This window comes from Bradyrhizobium sp. UFLA05-125, from assembly GCF_059803515.1.
The window spans coordinates 48,125-63,527 of the sequence record NZ_JBANBJ010000029.1 but is presented as its reverse complement, the minus strand read 5'-3'; the positions used below and the strand labels follow the sequence as shown (position 1 = coordinate 63,527).

Here is a 15,403-nt window from a genome sequence, read left to right as displayed (position 1 = left end):
GGTCCAAACGACATGAACCATTTCAACGCGTCACGTCAGCCAGTGCCCGCCCCTCGCGCTGCCGCTGCACCCAGCAGCGCGAGCGCACCGGGCAGCGCCGATGCCCGCAAGCTCGCCGAGGACCTGATGGACGCGATGAGCGCGTTGCTCGGGCTGATCGAACGGGAGACCGAGCTGGTGCGTGCCGGCCGCCTGCGCGAGGCGCTGGCATTTGAATCGAAGAAGCAGGAATTGTCCCGCCGCTACGTCGGCGCCGTAAGCCAGCTCAAGGCAAACCAGACCCAGCTTGCGAAATCCGCGCCCGAACTACTCTCGACGCTGCATCGCCATCACGACGCCTTCCGCGCGATGCTTCAGGTCAACCTCACCGTGCTCGCAACCGCACACGCGGTGTCGGAAAGCGTGATCCGCGGCGTCAACGCCGAGATCCAGAAGCGCAACGTGCCGAACACCTACACTGCCGCCGGCCGGCGCGCGACACCAGGCCCGCGCCACATCACGCCACTCTCGGTCAGCCGCTCGCTCTGAGAATCCCGATAGGGCCGATTTGATGAAAATGCGCGCCGCGAATCAGGTGCGCCGTTAGCCATGTTCCGTAACCGGACCTTTAATAGTAGTTCCCCATAGTTGCGCGATTGGACGGGGTGGGATTTGACTCGGGGGCAAGGCCAGGAGGCTGCCGTGAGTACAGATTTCAGTATCAGGCCGGTCGGGATACCGGCCGCTACGTTGCCCATATCGGCGTCGAGCACGGCGGCGAACGACGCCGTGCAAACCGATTTGCCGGCAAACCAGACGGTCGCCGCAAGCGATGCGAGCGCGGCCGCGCGCAATGATTTGCAGGGCAATGAGAACGTCTCGCGCCAGGTCGTATTCAACCAGGCCGCGGCTTCGTTCGTCTTTCAGGTCGTCAATGAAAAAACAGACGCGGTGGTGACGCAATTTCCCGACGACGCGATGCTGCGCCGTCGCGCCTATTTCCACGCCCTCGATCTGAGCAAATCCGAGCTCCCGCGTCCGATCTCGACCGACCGCAGCGCCTAGGTGCTCAGCGTGGCCTGCGCCGTGTCGAGATAGCTCGAGCCCGTCACGGGATCGGTGACGACGTTCTTGATCTGCGCCTTGCCGGAACCGGTCAGCGTGAACTTCGTATTGCCGAAGCGAAACGAAGAGTCCTTGATCAGGACCTGCTGATATTGCGACGTGCCGCCGCTCTGATACCTGACCTGTGCGCGGAATCCACTGACTTCCGAGATGGTGAGCGAGAACTTCTTGCCGTCGGAATATGTGCCGGACCAGGTGCCCTGGTAGAGCGTCGCGTCAACCGCAACGTACTTGGTCTTGCTCGGAACCGACATGCCGGCCGATTTATACGAGCTCGACAGGATGCTCATCACGTCGGCCACGAGAACCTCCTACGGCCGGCCGGACAGACCCGCGGCGATGTTACGGTTGATCTCTATCAGCGGACGGAAGTGATCGAACTGCGGGCTGGCCTGCAACGCTGCGGTCTGGCTCAGCACGAACACGCTGATGTTGGCAATCTTCTGCCGCACATCGAGCGGCTGCGGATTGGTGTCGCGCATCGCCTCGCTGAGGAAAATCGTCCAGAGCTTGCGGTTGAACATCAGCGCCTGCATCGTCTGCTCGCTGAGCGGATCGGCGCTATTGATCGCGTCCTGCAGCTTGTTCGCGGCCTTCAGCAGCGTCTGCGCCTCGATATCGCGAGGAGATGCAGTGGTCGTGGCGACACGCGCGTAGGCCGAAGCAGCAGAATTCGACATTGATCACCCTGGAGGCTTCCTAGCCCGTTGAACAGGCTTAAGGATTTGTTTCCCAACCCTAGGCAGCACCGCTTAAGATTTGCTTACGTGAGAGTGTGGAAGCACTCCGGACAAGTACGGGTCGCGGATTCTTCCCTCACGTCAAAGCTAAATGCGAGTGCATGCGCTGTAAATGACAGCACGTGTCATACATCGATCTCAGCTAATCGAGTCTTAGCGATCTCATTCAAATAGAACGGCGAGGCACCAGCCTCGCCGCGATATCTCGAACCAGGCTCGGGAGCTCCGAGACTACTTGAGCAATTGCAGCACGCTCTGCTGCGACTGGTTGGCCAGCGACAACGCGGAGACCGCGATCGACTGCCGCGTCGACAGCGCCTGACTGTTCGCTGCCTCCTCGTTCGTATCGGCGAGAGTCAGGCTGGAGGAACCGGTCTGCAGCACGTTGATCAGGTTCTTGCTGAAATCCTGGCGAATCTGCACGATCGACAAATTCGAACCGAGCGTCGATGCTTCTGCACGAAGTGTCGTACTGGCCGAATTGAGCGACGTAAGGACGGCGTTCGCCGAATTGGTGTCGAGGAAATCGACGCTCTGGGTCAGTGGCGCAAGGCTGAGACCGGCATAGTTGAACGTTACGCCCTGAATGGTCAGCGTGGATCTTCCGGTTTCGTTGAACACGAGCTTCAGCGTGTCGCCATTCAGCAGGTTCACACCATTGTAGGAGGAGTCCTGCGCGGTCGTGTTGATCTGTGCCAGCACGTTGTTGTACTGCGAGATCAGATTCGCACGAGTGGCCTGCGAATCCGGATCGGCGACAGGGGCCGGCGCGACCAGGCCATAGAAGGGCTGACCGCTCGCCGCAGCCGTGCCGCCGATCGTGCCGATCGTCGAGGAAGCCGCATCGTTGGAACTCACGATGTTGAGGTGGCCCGTCGTGTCGATCGTTGCCTGCAGGTTGTTCGCCGCCAGCGCCGCATTGAGCTGATTGAGCGTCGAGATCTGCCCGGTGCCGGTGCCGAAGGTGATGCTGGTCGGGGTGCCGCCACCGGTTGCACCGATCGTCAGCGTCTCGCCGCTCAGCGGGGGCGGGATGCGGGTGGTGGTGCCGGCGCTGAGGCCGAGCGCCGTGAGCACGTTGCCTGAGCCGGAGATCGTCAGATCCTGCGTCGTGCCGGTGCTCAGCACAAGCTGACCGCTACCGTTGACGGTCGAGGCCGTCGCGGCGCCGGTGATGCTGTCGATCGCGGACAGCACGGTCTGCACCGTCAGGTTGCTGCCAGCGCCGATACCGATGGTGACGTTGCCAAAGGAATCGGTGGTTGAGCTGGTCTGCGAGGTCGAGAAGGTGATGGTCTTGTTGTCGATGGTCAGGACCGAGCCATTGGTGATTGCGGTACCGAGGTCGTCGGAGCCCGCGCCGGCGGTACCGACCAGCTTGGTCGCCGCGGTGATGTTGGCCGCAGCGGTGGTGTTGTCATTGGTGACCGTGCCACCGGTGGCCGTGTTGTTGGTGTAGGCCGTGCCGAGCAGGTTGTTGGGGGTTGCACCGGTGATCGCAGCCGACGTGACGTTGGATTTGGGCGAATAGCCTGTCGGGCTCTGCAGCACCTGGCTCGCGATCGACTTGGCGCTGTCGACCAGCTTCTGCAGCGAGGTGATGCCGGTGTTGGCCGCCTGCAGCACCTGAACGCCGTTGCTGATGCCGTCGAGGAGATTGCTGATGTCGCTGGCGCGGTTGTCGAGCCCCTGGGCAGTGAAGAAGTTGGTGGGGTTGTCGAGCGCGGTATTCACCTTCTTTCCGGTCGCAAGGCGCTCCTGCGTCGTCGCGAGCAGGTCTGCCGTCGACTGGAGCGACAACAGGTTCTGGCGAACTGATGCCGAAAGAACGATGTTGGACATTGGCGGATCTTCCTGTTGAGACGCGAAACCGGGTACGAATCGGGGCTCGCCGATCTGGAGAATTGGCTTTTGTCCAGTTTTAGGGGCTGTCCTTTAAATTAAGGTTAATGGCGGCTTAAGCCGCAAGGTTAACGATTGGTTAATCCCACGCCCCGCCCCTGGCCAAGCAGTGGTATCGCGAGACGAAAAAAAAGCGGCGGGGCAAATGCCCCGCCGCGATGTTTTGGCTGGCGATTTTCGCCGCGTATCAGCGCAGAAGCTGCAACACGCTCTGCTGCGACTGGTTGGCCAGCGACAGCGCCGAGACCGCGATCGACTGGCGGGTCGACAGCGCCTGGCTGTTGGCCGCTTCCTCGTTGGTGTCGGCCAGCGTCAGGTTGGACGAACCGGTCTGCAGGACGTCGATCAGGTTCTTGTTGAAGTCCTGGCGGATCTGCACGACCGACAGGTTCGAACCCAGCGTCGATGCCTCCGAGCGCAGCGTGCTGCTGGCCGCATTGAGCACGGTCAGCGCCTTGTTTGCCGAAGCATTGTCCAGGAAGTCGGTGCCCGAGGCCAGGGTCGACAGACCGAGGCCGCCGGTGTTGAAGGTAACACCGGTGATGCTCAGCGTCGACTTGCCGGTTTCGTTGAACGTCAGCTTCAGCGTATCGCCATTCAACAGGTTGACGCCGTTGAAGGACGCGTCCTGCGCCGTGGTGTCGATCTGCGCGAGCACGTTGTTGTACTGCGCAACCAGGCTTGCACGCTGGGCCTGCGAGGTCGGATCGGCGACCGGAGCCGCCACGGTGGCGCTGTGGAACGGACCAGCGCTGGTAATGGCCGTGCCGCTGAGCGCGCCGATCGTCGAGGACGCCGCGTCGTTCGTGGTCGTGATGGAGATCACGCCGGTGGAGTCGATCGAGGCCTGCAGGTTGTTGGACGCCAGCGCCGCATTGAGCCCGTTCAGCGTCGAGACCTGGCCGGAGCCGGTGCCGAAGGTGACGGTGGTAGCAGTACCGCCGCCGGTCGCCTGGATCGTCAGCGACTGGCCCGAGATGGCGGGCGGCGTGCGCGCGGTGGTGCCGGCGGTGAGGCCGAGCGCGGTAAGGACCGAGGCTGTGCCTCCGAGCACCAGATCCTGCGTCGTGCCGGTCGAGAGCACGAGCTGACCACTGCCGTTGACGGTCGAAGCCGTCGCGGTGCCAGTGATGCTGTCGATCGCGCTGAGCACCGTTCCCACCGTCAACGTGCTGCCCGTACCGATGCCGATGGTGACGTTGCCGGAGCTGTCGGTCGTGGAGGTGGTCTTGGAGGTGTCGAACGTGATGGTCTTGCCATCGACGGTCAGGGACGAACCGTTGGTAAACGTGGCTGCCAGCGTGTCGGAGTTGGTTGCGGAGACCAACTGGGTAGCAGCCGTGATGTTCGCCGGGGTGGACAGGTTGTTTTGAACGGTGGTGCCGGGGGTGGAAGTGGCGTTGGTGTAGCCCGTGCCCAGCAGGTTGCTGGCGGTCGCACCGGTGATGGCGGTCGAGGTGAAAGTCGACTTGGTCGAATAACCCGTCGGGCTCTGCAGCACCTGGTTGGCGATCGACTTGGCGCTGTCGACCAGCTTCTGCAGCGAGGTGATGCCGGTGTTGGCGGCCTGCAGCACCTGGACGCCGTTGCCGATGCCATCGAGCAGGTTGCCGATGTCGCTGGCGCGGTTGTCGAGACCCTGGGCGGTGAAGTAGTTGGTCGGATTGTCGAGAGCCGAGTTCACCTTCCGGCCAGTCGACAGACGGGACTGGGTGGTGGCGAGGAGGTCGGCGGTGGACTGGAGGGAGAGCAGGTTCTGACGAACCGATGCGGAGAGAACGATACCGGACATACTGTTACCTTTCTGGTAGTAGCTACGCGTCCTGTTTGACCGAGATTGATCAAACGACCGGCGGACGGTGCGTCCAAGCTTCTAACAATCCGTGAAATGGAACCCCCGCTTTTGTCCGCGTCGAGCGGAAACGGCCTCCCGCAACGGTTCAAGCCAGGCGCGTGCCGGCCGCAGCCGATTGAAATTATTGGCTTTTCGACGACGTCCGCCGGCGTTTACGACGCGTTAACCACATTCAGCAAGGATTAGGCCCAACCAGAGCCGACAGCCGTCATTGACTGGGCGCGCCAGTCGCTCATTTACAAAAGCGTTGATGGAGAACAGGCATGGCTCTCAAAGTCGAGCTCAGACCGCACGAACGCATCATCGTCGGCAACTGCGTGATCACCAATACCGACCAGCGCGCTCGCCTTTTGATCGACGGCGAGAATGTGCCGATCCTGCGCGAGCGCGACATCCTCACGCCCGAGACCGCCAACACGCCGGCGAGGCTCGTCTATCTGGCGGTGCAGCTCATGTACATCTCGCCGGATCCGCAGAGCCAGCACGGCACCTATTTCAACCTGGTGCGCGACATCGTCACCGCCGTGCCGAGCGCCTGGCCGATCATCGAGGGCATCAACAACAACATCATGAGCGGCGATCTCTATCGCGCGCTCAAGGATGCCCGCAAGCTGATCGCCTATGAGGACAAGCTGCGGGAGCAGTTCGAAGCCACACATCCCAAGACCGAGGTCAAGGCCGACGTCAACTCGGCAGCATAAACGCCTCGCGGATCTCAAGACGAAATCGTCCCGGACCTGGTCCGGGGCAATTTCGTTTGCAGACGCTCGTGGAGGATTACGGCGCCGCGAGCGGCGGCGCGTCGATCTCGATCAGGCCATCGCCCGATCGCTGCGCGCCGAAATCCAGCACCGCGGCAACCAGCGCATCGACGTCAGCCACATCCGTGCGGTGATTGACGATCGCTGCGCGGATCGCAAACTTGCCGTCCAGCGTCGTGCTCGAGGGCGCGGCAATGCCTGATAGCTGGATGTCGGCAACGATCTCGCGATTGACCTCGTCGTCGGCACGATAGCGGAAGCAGACGATGTTGAGATTGACGGGTGCCAGGAGTTCGAGCCGAGGCTCGGCGATGATCCGCGCCTCCAGATATTTGGCGAGCGCGCAGGTGCGCGCGATCATGGCGCCCAGCCTGTCGGTGCCGAAGGTCTTCAGCGTGAACCAGGTCTTCAGTGCGCGGAAGCCGCGCGACAGATCGGGACCGAAATCACACGGCCAGTGCGAACCAGCAGCGAGCCCCCTCGCCTCGCGGCGCAAGTACGCCGCAGGCTGCGCAAAGGCCTGCCGATGCTTCTCACCGTCGCGGACCATCAGGAAGCCGGCGTCATAAGGCACCTGCCCCCATTTGTGGAAATCGAGCGCGATGGAATCCGCAAGCTCGATGCCGGCAAGGCGCGGCGCAAGCTCAGGCGAAAGAATCGCCAGCGCACCGAACGCACCGTCGACGTGGAACCAGATCCCCTCCTCGCGGCACAGTCGGGCGAGATCGACGAGATCATCGATGGCGCCGATATCGACGGTGCCGGCCGACGCAACGACGAGGAAAGGCTTGAAGCCGACCGCGCGGTCGACGGCGAGCTGTGCGCGCAGCGCGGCGATGTCGATGCGATGCTCGGCATCGACATCGATCTGGCGCAGCGCATCGGTGCCGAGCCCAGCCATGTCCATCGCCTTCGCGATACAGCCATGCGCAGCCTTCGAGGTATAGGCGGTGAGCAGCGCGCCGCCATTGCCGATGCCGTGCTGACGCGCAAGCGTACCCAGCGCGCTCGTGCGGGCAACCAGCACCGCCATCAGGTTCGCCATCGACGTCCCCGTGACGAAGATGCCGCTCGCACCTTGCGGAAAGTCGAACAGCTCGCGCATCCATGCGGTGATCTGCCGCTCGACTTCGATCGGCATGTGGTTGCGGCCACCGAGATTGGCGTTCAGCCCGGCGGCCAGCATCTCCGCGAGCACACCGACCGCGGTTCCGCCGCCATGCACCCAACCCATGAAACCGGGATGGACGTTGCCGGTCGCGTAAGGAGCAATCACGTCCGAGAATTCGCGATAGACCTCGCCGAGATCGGTCGATGCACGCGGCACATCGGCTCTCAGTTGAGCGCGAACACGGTCCGGCGCGGGCTGCCACACCGGCCGCTCGCGCACATTGGCGATGGAGTCGATGGTTTCGTCCAGCATACGGTGAGCCAGCGCGCGGAGCTCGCTCCAATCCTGCGGATCGAGCGAGGTGGTCGTGAGCGCACTCTGGATATTCTCACGGACGATCTCGTTCACGCCGCGCTCCCCAGACCCGTCTTCGCATGACGCGACAACATCGCCGTGAACGCGGCAAAGATCTTGCGCATCTGCGGCTGCTTGTACGGGAACACGTCCGGCGAATCCATGTTGTGCACCACGGCCGTATTGTCGGCCTCGAAGATCAGGAGCTCGCCGCTCTTGTTCTCCGCGCAATCGATGGTGAAATAGTCGAGCCCGACGCGCTTGATCATCTCGTCGAGCGCCGCATGATGACGGCTCGCGAAGGCCGCATCGAAATCGCGCATGAAGGCCGCCTCCTCCGCGCGCTTCTCTTCGCTGAAGGCCATGTAAGCGTTGAGATACCAGATGTCCCAGCGATCTGCGATCGCCATGTGACAGGCGTAAGGCTTGCCGTCGACGATGGCGAGACGATATTTACGGAACAGTCCGTCGGCGCTGGAATAGTCGACGAAGCGCGCGACGAAGAATTCCTGCTCCTGCCGCGCGGCCAGATAATCCGCAAGCGCCGCGGCATCATCGACCTTCGCGAGTCCCACACCCGCATGCGTGCCGCGCGGCCGCACGATCATCGGGAAGTGCAATTCGCTCGTGACGTCCTCGCACCGGATCCGCGCTTGCGACAAATCCGACAATTGCGCGCGCGTCGCGCAGACCGTCGCAGGAATGTCGAGGCCAGCCGTGCCAGCGAGGAGGCGATGCAGCTTGTCGCGATCGAGATTTGCGATGCGATCCGGGCGATTGAGCAGCGGCCGTGGCCAGCGCGAGGAGGCATTTTCGATCGCCGCGAGCGCCTCGCGACATTCCTCGGAATCGGATGCGACGACGATGGCAACGTCGTGATCTGGCAGCGGCTCCGGCAGGCCGACGCCGTTGACGACGTAGAGCGTCAACAGCTCGATGTCCGAGCTTTCGAGCAGGAATTCGATCGGGGTGTTGCCGCCCATGTCGATAGCCGCCGCAAGCGCGAGCACGCGCAGCGTGGGCTTTGCAACGGCGCAAGGCGACCGGAACAATTGATGGAAGGCGAGCACCTCGGCCTGGATCGCAAGACCCGCCTCCTTGTCACCGAGAAGTTGCGCGATCAGCGACAGGTCGAGCCCCTCGCCGGCCTGCACGGTGCCGTCGGCGATCTTGCTCACGAGCTGATCGCGCAGCGGCCGCAGATCGACGCCGACGAACGCCTCGTAGGTCAACCGGGCAAAGCCGATACGATCGGCGACTTCCGGCGCGCTCACGCCGAACGGATGCGAATCTTCAGACTGCATTTCAGGCTCCGGATGCGGATGCCGCACTGTTCGTGCGGCCGAGTAGCAGCTCGATCTTCACCAGCACGTTGGTGAGACGATCGAGGACCTGCTGGAGATTTCTTTGCGCTTGCGCCGCGTCCGCCGACCAGGTGCCGGTCACGAGCTGCGCGCCGATGCAGAGCCGCAGCAGCGCGGCTTGCGTGCCGTCAGGCCGCTCCAGCCGCACTGGCTGGCCGACGAGAAAACGCTGCGCGGCCACCTGCCCGTCCGCGGCACCGCCGGAGACGTCGTCGTTCAGGTCGCGCGCGAGCGCGCGATACACCGCGTTGGTGTCGGCGATCGACACCGGCCGGCCATCGCGCAGGAGCATGACGGGAAAAATCGTGTCGTGGACGAACTCCTCGTCGTCCACACCGCTCCGGCGCGCGCTGGACGCGAACGCGCCGAGCGAGGGCGTCAAGGCGATCATGTCGTCGATGCCGGCCCTGAGATCGCTCAACGCCTTGGCGCGGAACGCACCGGGCAGCGCGTAGTAGCTGGCGATCTCTGCCAGCGCCGCCTCCCAGCGCAGCCACTGACCGAAATTCGGCCGGCGCTCGAAACGTGACCGCAAGCCGCTCCAGCCCTTCGGCCAGTCGAAGCAGCTGGCGTAATCGAGGAAGCCCGGCGCAATCTCGTTCGAGCGCCCGAGCGCGCGCGCAAATCCCTTGGGCACCAGCAGCGCGCCGCTGAAGGCCGGCCCGCCGAAGAATTTCGAGCCGGTGACCAGTACCATGTAGCCACGATCGAGATAGAAGCGCAGCCGTCGCCGCCCCAGCCGCATCTGGCAGGCATCGACCGCGATCTGAACCCTGCCCGGCCAGCGTCTTGCAATCTCGTCGAGACAGGCCTCGCTCGGCGCCCGCCAGCCGAGCTTCGAGGAGTCCATGATCTGGAGAAGCACGGGCGCGCCTTGTGCGAGCGTGGTCTCGATTGCGCGGAGCACCGCCGAGTCGGCGTCCATCTCAGCCACCAGCGGCAGCCCAATACTGTGGCCGCCGAGTCCTGCGACCGGACTGTCCTTGCGGACCGACACACCGCTCGCCGTCACAGAGCTGAAATGGCGCCCGCGCGCGGTGAACGCCGTTCCGCTTCCCGTTTGGTCGGAGCCGACGACGATGGTGACCGGCGGCGCGCCGAGCGCGGCGCGCGCCAGGAACAGCGCGTGAAGCTGCGCATCGGTGCCGGAGGGCGAGAACACGACATCCACCCGCGGCGAGAGCTGGAGATGGGTGCGCAGTTCATGCGCATGTCCTCGAGGCGGGCGTCGAAGGCGATCTCCACCTCGTCGAACAGCGATTTGTGCACGAGCTCCTCGCGCGCGAGCGCGGCGCGCTCATAGGCCGCTTGCGAGATCGAGGATGCGGTCGAGGATGCGAAATTCCAGGTCTCTGGCGTCGGATGCGGCGCGCAAGCATAGGCGTTGAGTCCGTCACGCGGGTCGAGCGCCAGGCGCTGGTCGCCACCGGAGGCGAGCAGCGTCTCCAGCGGCGTGAAGAGGTCGCGCAGCCCGTATCGCGGGCCGTCCTCAGCTCGCAGTCGGGGTACGCCGACGCTCATCCGGAAAGCTCACGCGGCGTCTGCTGCGGCGGCGGGTGCCGTCGCGAACTGCGAGGTGATGTCGCCGTGGAACACTGACGGCCCGACATGGTCGAGCGAGCTCTGGATGTCGGCCCAGATCTCGCCGCCGATATCGGTCCAGCGCTTGCAGAAGGCGAAGTCTTCGGAAAGATAGGTGCCGGTTGCCGAGTCGATCATGCATTCAAACAGCGCGAACCGGTTCTGGCTCGCAGCCAGCGTGTCGTGCGAATGCTCGCGGAAAAATTGCAGGCCCACGTAGTTCGGATGCCGGCACATCGCCTCCAGCACGTGACGGCGGATCATCAGGAAGCCGGTGCCCGCATAGCGCACGCGGGTAAATCCGTTGACGACGACGATGCGGTCGGGATCCTCGATCTCGAGTACGTAGTCGAGCGAAGCCGCCGGCAGGTCGGCCCTGCCGGCCTGGATCGCCCGCTTGGCCTTGTCCCAGTTGACGCGCTTGATCGGATAGCAGCCGGCGACGACGTCGGCCCCGCACTCGATCAGCCGGAACACCTGCTCGGGCGCAAAGCCGATGTCGGCGTCCACGAACAGGAAATGCGTTGCCTTGGGATCGTCGAGGAACATCGCGACCAGATTGGCCCGCGCGCGGGTGATCAGCGCGTCGCCGTCACGCAAGAGCACCTTGAGCTCGAGATTGGACATGCCGTGCACGGCGCGTTGGAGCGCGAAGATCGAGCTGGCATAGATGCTCGACACCTGCCCGCCGAAGCACGGCGTTGCCACCACAAGCTGCATCCGATCCGACATCAACGGCCCCGCGCGCCCTAAATCCTCACCAAGAGGTAAACAGGCATGGTTAATGGAGCCTTAACGCTCCCTTACAGGAACTTGACGAGCGAGAGCTGCGCCAGGTTCGCGGTGGTCTGGTAGGACGCCTGGAGCGCGTTCTGGAGCGCCAGGATCTCGCTCGCGACCTGGTCGGGAGACGCCGACTCCGCCTGGTCGATGATGGTCTGAAGCTGCGCCTTGGCCTGGGTCTGACGCGTGGTCGCGTCCTTCATCGTATTCTGGGCCATCGCAATATCGGTCTGGATGTCCTCGATCTTCTGTTGCCCGGGCTGCGGCGTCAGCGCCTGCGTTGTGCGCTGGCTCAGCGCTGCAACCTGCGCCCCGGAATATTGCCCGGTCGGCGAGGTCGAGAACGTGCCGAACACGGCAATCGCCTGCAACTGGCTGCGGATCGCATCCTCGTCGGCCTGCGCGCCGTATTGCACCGTGACGGAATCGTCGACTCGCGCCACCGCGGTCGAGCGCGCCGAGCCGGGCCCGTCATTGCCCTGATACCATTTCACGGTAGTGGCCGAGCCGTTCACCAGCGTCGTCGCCGAGCTCGCCGGCGACGAGCCGACGCGCAGCGGCGGCTGCGTCGCCGTAATCGGGGACGAGCTGAACCCCAGCGTGTTCAGCGCGGCCGTGGCGCCCGGAGTCGAGCCCGAGATGTTCAGGCTCGCCGCATCGTCGGTGTTGATCGTGATTACGCCGCCATGGATGGTCGACGGCTTCGAGGTGCCCGTGATCGAATCGATCTTGCTGAGCAGGGTCTGGATGCTGTTGGTGACGTTGAGCTGATTGCCGGTCGCGCCCGAGGCGACGAAGCTGAGCGTGGTCCCGTTGACGGTGATGGAATCGCCGACGGAGAAGCCCGGTGAGATCGAGTCCGAGGGAGCCGTGCCGGACAGCGCCGTCGCGCCCGTGGCAGTGGTCGAAGCCGGCGGCGCGGCCTGATTGGAGACTGCCGCCGTTCCCGTCGCCGAGCTCGCGGTGTTGAAGAAATTGTCGCCGGCGACCACGGCGGACGCCGCCACCAGCGAGGTGTTGGCAAGCTTCTGGATCGCGGTGTTCAGCGCGGTGTTGAGATTCGACGCCGTGTTGTTTGGATTGACGGGGGTGCTTGCGTCGATCGCAAAGCTCCCGGCTGGCGTCGGCGTCGCGCTGGACGCTGTCAGGTCGATCTGCTCGGTCGAACCGTCCGGCAGCGTGAACTGAACGCTCAGCTTGTCGCCGTCGTTCGGGTTAACGCCGTTGAGATCGACCGAGAACGACACCGGCGAACCGCTCGGACCCGTGACCGTCGCGCCCGTCAGTGTCGAGGAGACCGCGGCGATCTTCAAGCCGAACGGCGATCCCGCGACATCCTCCGATACCTTCACCGAGCTCGGCGTCGGCTGCGACTGCACCAGCCGGCCCATGCCGTTGGCGCCGAGGTCAGCGGCCTGACGCTCCGCCATGACGGTCTTCAGGCCAGCCTGCGTCGTCGTGCCGTTGATGATGGTGCCGGCGTCGGCGACCGACTGCGTGTTGAAGGCGGTTCCGGAGAACAGGTAGCGGCTGCCCGACTGCGTGTTGAGGACGCCGACCATCGAGGCGAACTGGGCGGCGGCAGTGTTCTGCGCAATGGTCTGTCCGTTGACGTTGAGATCCTGGGCGGTGCTGGCGGAGCCCGTCTGCACCGTATTGCGGATCGTCGTCAGCGACTGGAGCGCGGTGTTGGCGAGGTTGATGCTGACGTTGACGTTGGTGATCGTGTCGGTATAGGCGGCGATGTTCGAAAGCTGCGCCCGCGAGGCGATCGCGAAGCCTTCGTTGGTCCCCATGCCGGAATAGTTCTGCGACAGCTTGCCGGTCGAGAGCTGCGTCGACAGGTCTGTGAGCTGCTGATTGATGTTGCGGATCTGCGCGCCGAGAACCGACGAGGAGTAATTGATGCTGGCGATCGACATCTTTCAGAGCCCTACACTGGTTACGTTTGAGCCTGGAGCAACGTGTTCATCATGCTTTGCACCACCGACATCACGTGGGCATTGGCGGCGTAGGCATTCTGGAGCTGGATCAGGTTCGACATCTCCGAGTCGATGTTGACGCTGGATGTCGAGTTGAACTTTGCCTGGAGCGTCGAGACAACGACGCTCTGGCCCTGCTGCAACGCCGTCGCCTGGGTCGAGGCGTTGCTCTGGATGCTCAGAAACTGCTGTAGATAGCTCGAGACCGTGCCGGTGAACTGCTGGCTCGACGAGCCCAGCCCCGTCGTTGGCGAGTAGGAGAACACCGAGCTGGTGAGCTGCGTGTAAAGGAAGTCCGAGCGCGTGGTATCGCCAGCGGGCGTCACCGGCGAAGTGCTGTAGACCGAGAGCTTGCTCGGGTCGGTCACTACCGCCGCGTTCACCCCGATGCGCCCGGCGAGCCCGGTCATCTGCGACCCCGACGAGGTGATCGCGCCGGTGTAGAGCGCGCTGCCGTCGGTGAACAACGGCAATTGTGCATTGCCCGACTGGAGCGACGAGATCGTCTTCGTCACCGAGGCCGAATTGACCGTGCTCGAACCGGTGCCGTCGTCCGTGATCTGAAGCGTCGTCCCGGAGCCTGCAAACGACAGATGCGCGCTGCCGGCGAGCGCGGTGTTGAGCGTGGATAGGATCGAGGCCATCGGCGCTGAGAAGTCGACGCCGACTTTCAGGGGATTGGCATTGGTGGCGTTTTGCAGCGGCAGCGCCGCCGGATCGGTCACATTGACGATCGTGATCTGGCGCTGGGTGTTGGTCGCGGTATCGGTATAGGTCAAATTGACCGAATTGCCAGGTGCCGTATTGGAAATGTCGACCGTGAAGCCGGACGGAGGGCCGGTGACGGCCGTGCCTGCCGTGGTCTTGTCGGACATCGCGCTCGCCATCGTCGCTGCGAGCTGGTCGACCTGGGTCTGCGCCTGCACCAGCGTCTGGTCGCGCAGCTTGAGGTCGGCGGCGATCTGCCCCGACGACACCACGTTGTTGGCGACGACGTCGATCGACGAGCCGTTCGGCAGCGAGATGTTGAACGCGCCCACGCCGGATTTGGCCGGATTGCTGTCGTAGAGCGAGTTCGCCGTCAGCGCGCCTGCGGACGTGAAGGTGAACTTCGAGGCGAGGCCCGCGCCGACGAGCTGGATGCCGGTGTTGGTGTAGACGTTCGCCTGGTTGGAGCCGTCGGTGACGACGCGGACGTCGACATATTTCGACAACGTGTTGATCGCCTGGTCGCGTTGATCCATCAGCGTCGCCGCCGACGGATCGTTCGAGCTCAGGCCTTGCAACTTGGTATTGATGTCGGCGATCTGCTGCATCGCCGCGTTGGCCTGCTGCGCCGAGGTGCCGAGATCCTGCTCGGCATTGCTGCGCAGCGACTGGATGCCCTTGGTCGTGAGATTGAGCTGCTGCGCCAGCGACTGCGCCGCGGCAACCGCGACGGTCTGCGCCGACGACGAGCCCGCGCTCGTCGACAATGCCTGCAACGAGCTCGTGAAATCGTTGAGCGCGGTTTCGAGCGTGCCGCTGCCGCCGGGGTTGCCGTAGACATTCTGAAGCTGCTTCAGGATGTTGGCCATCTGGTCGGCATAGCCGCCGCCGCCGGTCTCGGTGCGGAGCTGCCCCTGCACGTAGGTATCGAGATCGCGGCTGACGCCGGTCGTCATCACCGTCGAGCCGAAGTTGCCGGTGGTGACCTCGATCTGGTTCGGCGACTGGGCGACGTAACCTGGCGTCTGCGAATTGGCGACGTTCGAGGAGACGATCGAAAGCGCGGCCTGGTTGGCACGCAGGCCGCTCATTGCGCTGGCGAGGGATGAACTCAAACCCATGCTACTGCCCGCCTCTGGTTACGCTGCGTCTGCGCTG

12 protein-coding genes and 1 pseudogene are annotated in these 15,403 nt (G+C 63.9%); 3 read left to right on the top strand and 10 right to left on the bottom strand.

Features of this window, described 5'->3' with window-relative positions:
* Window positions 1-12 precede the first annotated feature (12 nt).
* Both SO156_RS24130 and SO156_RS24125 read left to right on the top strand, forming a co-directional pair.
* A complete protein-coding gene (locus SO156_RS24130; protein WP_498536475.1) occupies window positions 13-528 on the top strand; it encodes a hypothetical protein in 516 nt (171 codons plus the stop codon).
* Between the two features lie 153 nt (window positions 529-681).
* Window positions 682-1,044, top strand: coding sequence for a hypothetical protein (locus tag SO156_RS24125; protein ID WP_498536474.1), 363 nt, complete (start codon window positions 682-684; stop codon window positions 1,042-1,044).
* On the opposite strand, the gene SO156_RS24120 is transcribed toward SO156_RS24125, so the two are convergent.
* From SO156_RS24120 to SO156_RS24105, 4 genes are all read right to left on the bottom strand, one after another.
* The gene (locus SO156_RS24120; protein WP_458147050.1) at window positions 1,041-1,406 is read right to left on the bottom strand and encodes a hypothetical protein; all 366 of its coding nucleotides are present in this window, start codon (window positions 1,404-1,406) and stop codon (window positions 1,041-1,043) included. The genes SO156_RS24125 and SO156_RS24120 overlap by 4 nt on opposite strands.
* Before the next feature lie 9 nt (window positions 1,407-1,415).
* Window positions 1,416-1,784: a flagellar biosynthesis regulator FlaF gene (flaF, locus tag SO156_RS24115; protein ID WP_498536473.1), complete on the bottom strand. Its 369-nt coding sequence runs from the start codon at window positions 1,782-1,784 to the stop codon at window positions 1,416-1,418.
* A 291-nt stretch (window positions 1,785-2,075) separates the two neighbouring features.
* Window positions 2,076-3,686: a flagellin N-terminal helical domain-containing protein gene (locus tag SO156_RS24110; RefSeq protein WP_458147052.1), complete on the bottom strand. Its 1,611-nt coding sequence runs from the start codon at window positions 3,684-3,686 to the stop codon at window positions 2,076-2,078.
* A 247-nt stretch (window positions 3,687-3,933) separates the two neighbouring features.
* Entirely contained in the window at window positions 3,934-5,538 is a 1,605-nt protein-coding gene (locus SO156_RS24105; RefSeq protein WP_498536472.1) for a flagellin N-terminal helical domain-containing protein, read from the bottom strand.
* A gap of 326 nt (window positions 5,539-5,864) precedes the next feature.
* Here SO156_RS24105 and flbT point away from each other — a divergent pair, with 326 nt between their 5' ends.
* Window positions 5,865-6,302, top strand: coding sequence for a flagellar biosynthesis repressor FlbT (gene flbT, locus SO156_RS24100; protein WP_458147054.1), 438 nt, complete (start codon window positions 5,865-5,867; stop codon window positions 6,300-6,302).
* 76 nt (window positions 6,303-6,378) lie between these two features.
* On the opposite strand, the gene SO156_RS24095 is transcribed toward flbT, so the two are convergent.
* The 6 genes and pseudogenes from SO156_RS24095 to flgK all read right to left on the bottom strand — a co-directional run bounded on the left by SO156_RS24095 (window position 6,379) and on the right by flgK (window position 15,366).
* On the bottom strand, window positions 6,379-7,881 hold the full coding sequence (locus SO156_RS24095; RefSeq protein WP_498536471.1) for a pyridoxal phosphate-dependent decarboxylase family protein: 1,503 nt from the start codon (window positions 7,879-7,881) through the stop codon (window positions 6,379-6,381).
* On the bottom strand, window positions 7,878-9,131 hold the full coding sequence (locus SO156_RS24090) for an ATP-grasp domain-containing protein (RefSeq protein ID WP_498536470.1): 1,254 nt from the start codon (window positions 9,129-9,131) through the stop codon (window positions 7,878-7,880). The genes SO156_RS24095 and SO156_RS24090 overlap by 4 nt, the downstream gene beginning before the upstream one ends.
* Window position 9,132: 1 nt before the next feature.
* A pseudogene (locus tag SO156_RS24085) lies at window positions 9,133-10,712 on the bottom strand (hypothetical protein).
* A 9-nt stretch (window positions 10,713-10,721) separates the two neighbouring features.
* On the bottom strand, window positions 10,722-11,504 hold the full coding sequence (locus tag SO156_RS24080; protein ID WP_458147058.1) for a hypothetical protein: 783 nt from the start codon (window positions 11,502-11,504) through the stop codon (window positions 10,722-10,724).
* Window positions 11,505-11,575: 71 nt separating this feature from the next.
* Window positions 11,576-13,477, bottom strand: a complete 1,902-nt coding sequence (locus tag SO156_RS24075; RefSeq protein ID WP_498536469.1) for a flagellar protein — start codon at window positions 13,475-13,477, stop codon at window positions 11,576-11,578.
* A gap of 20 nt (window positions 13,478-13,497) precedes the next feature.
* On the bottom strand, window positions 13,498-15,366 hold the full coding sequence (gene flgK / locus SO156_RS24070) for a flagellar hook-associated protein FlgK (RefSeq protein ID WP_498536468.1): 1,869 nt from the start codon (window positions 15,364-15,366) through the stop codon (window positions 13,498-13,500).
* Window positions 15,367-15,403: the final 37 nt, after the last annotated feature.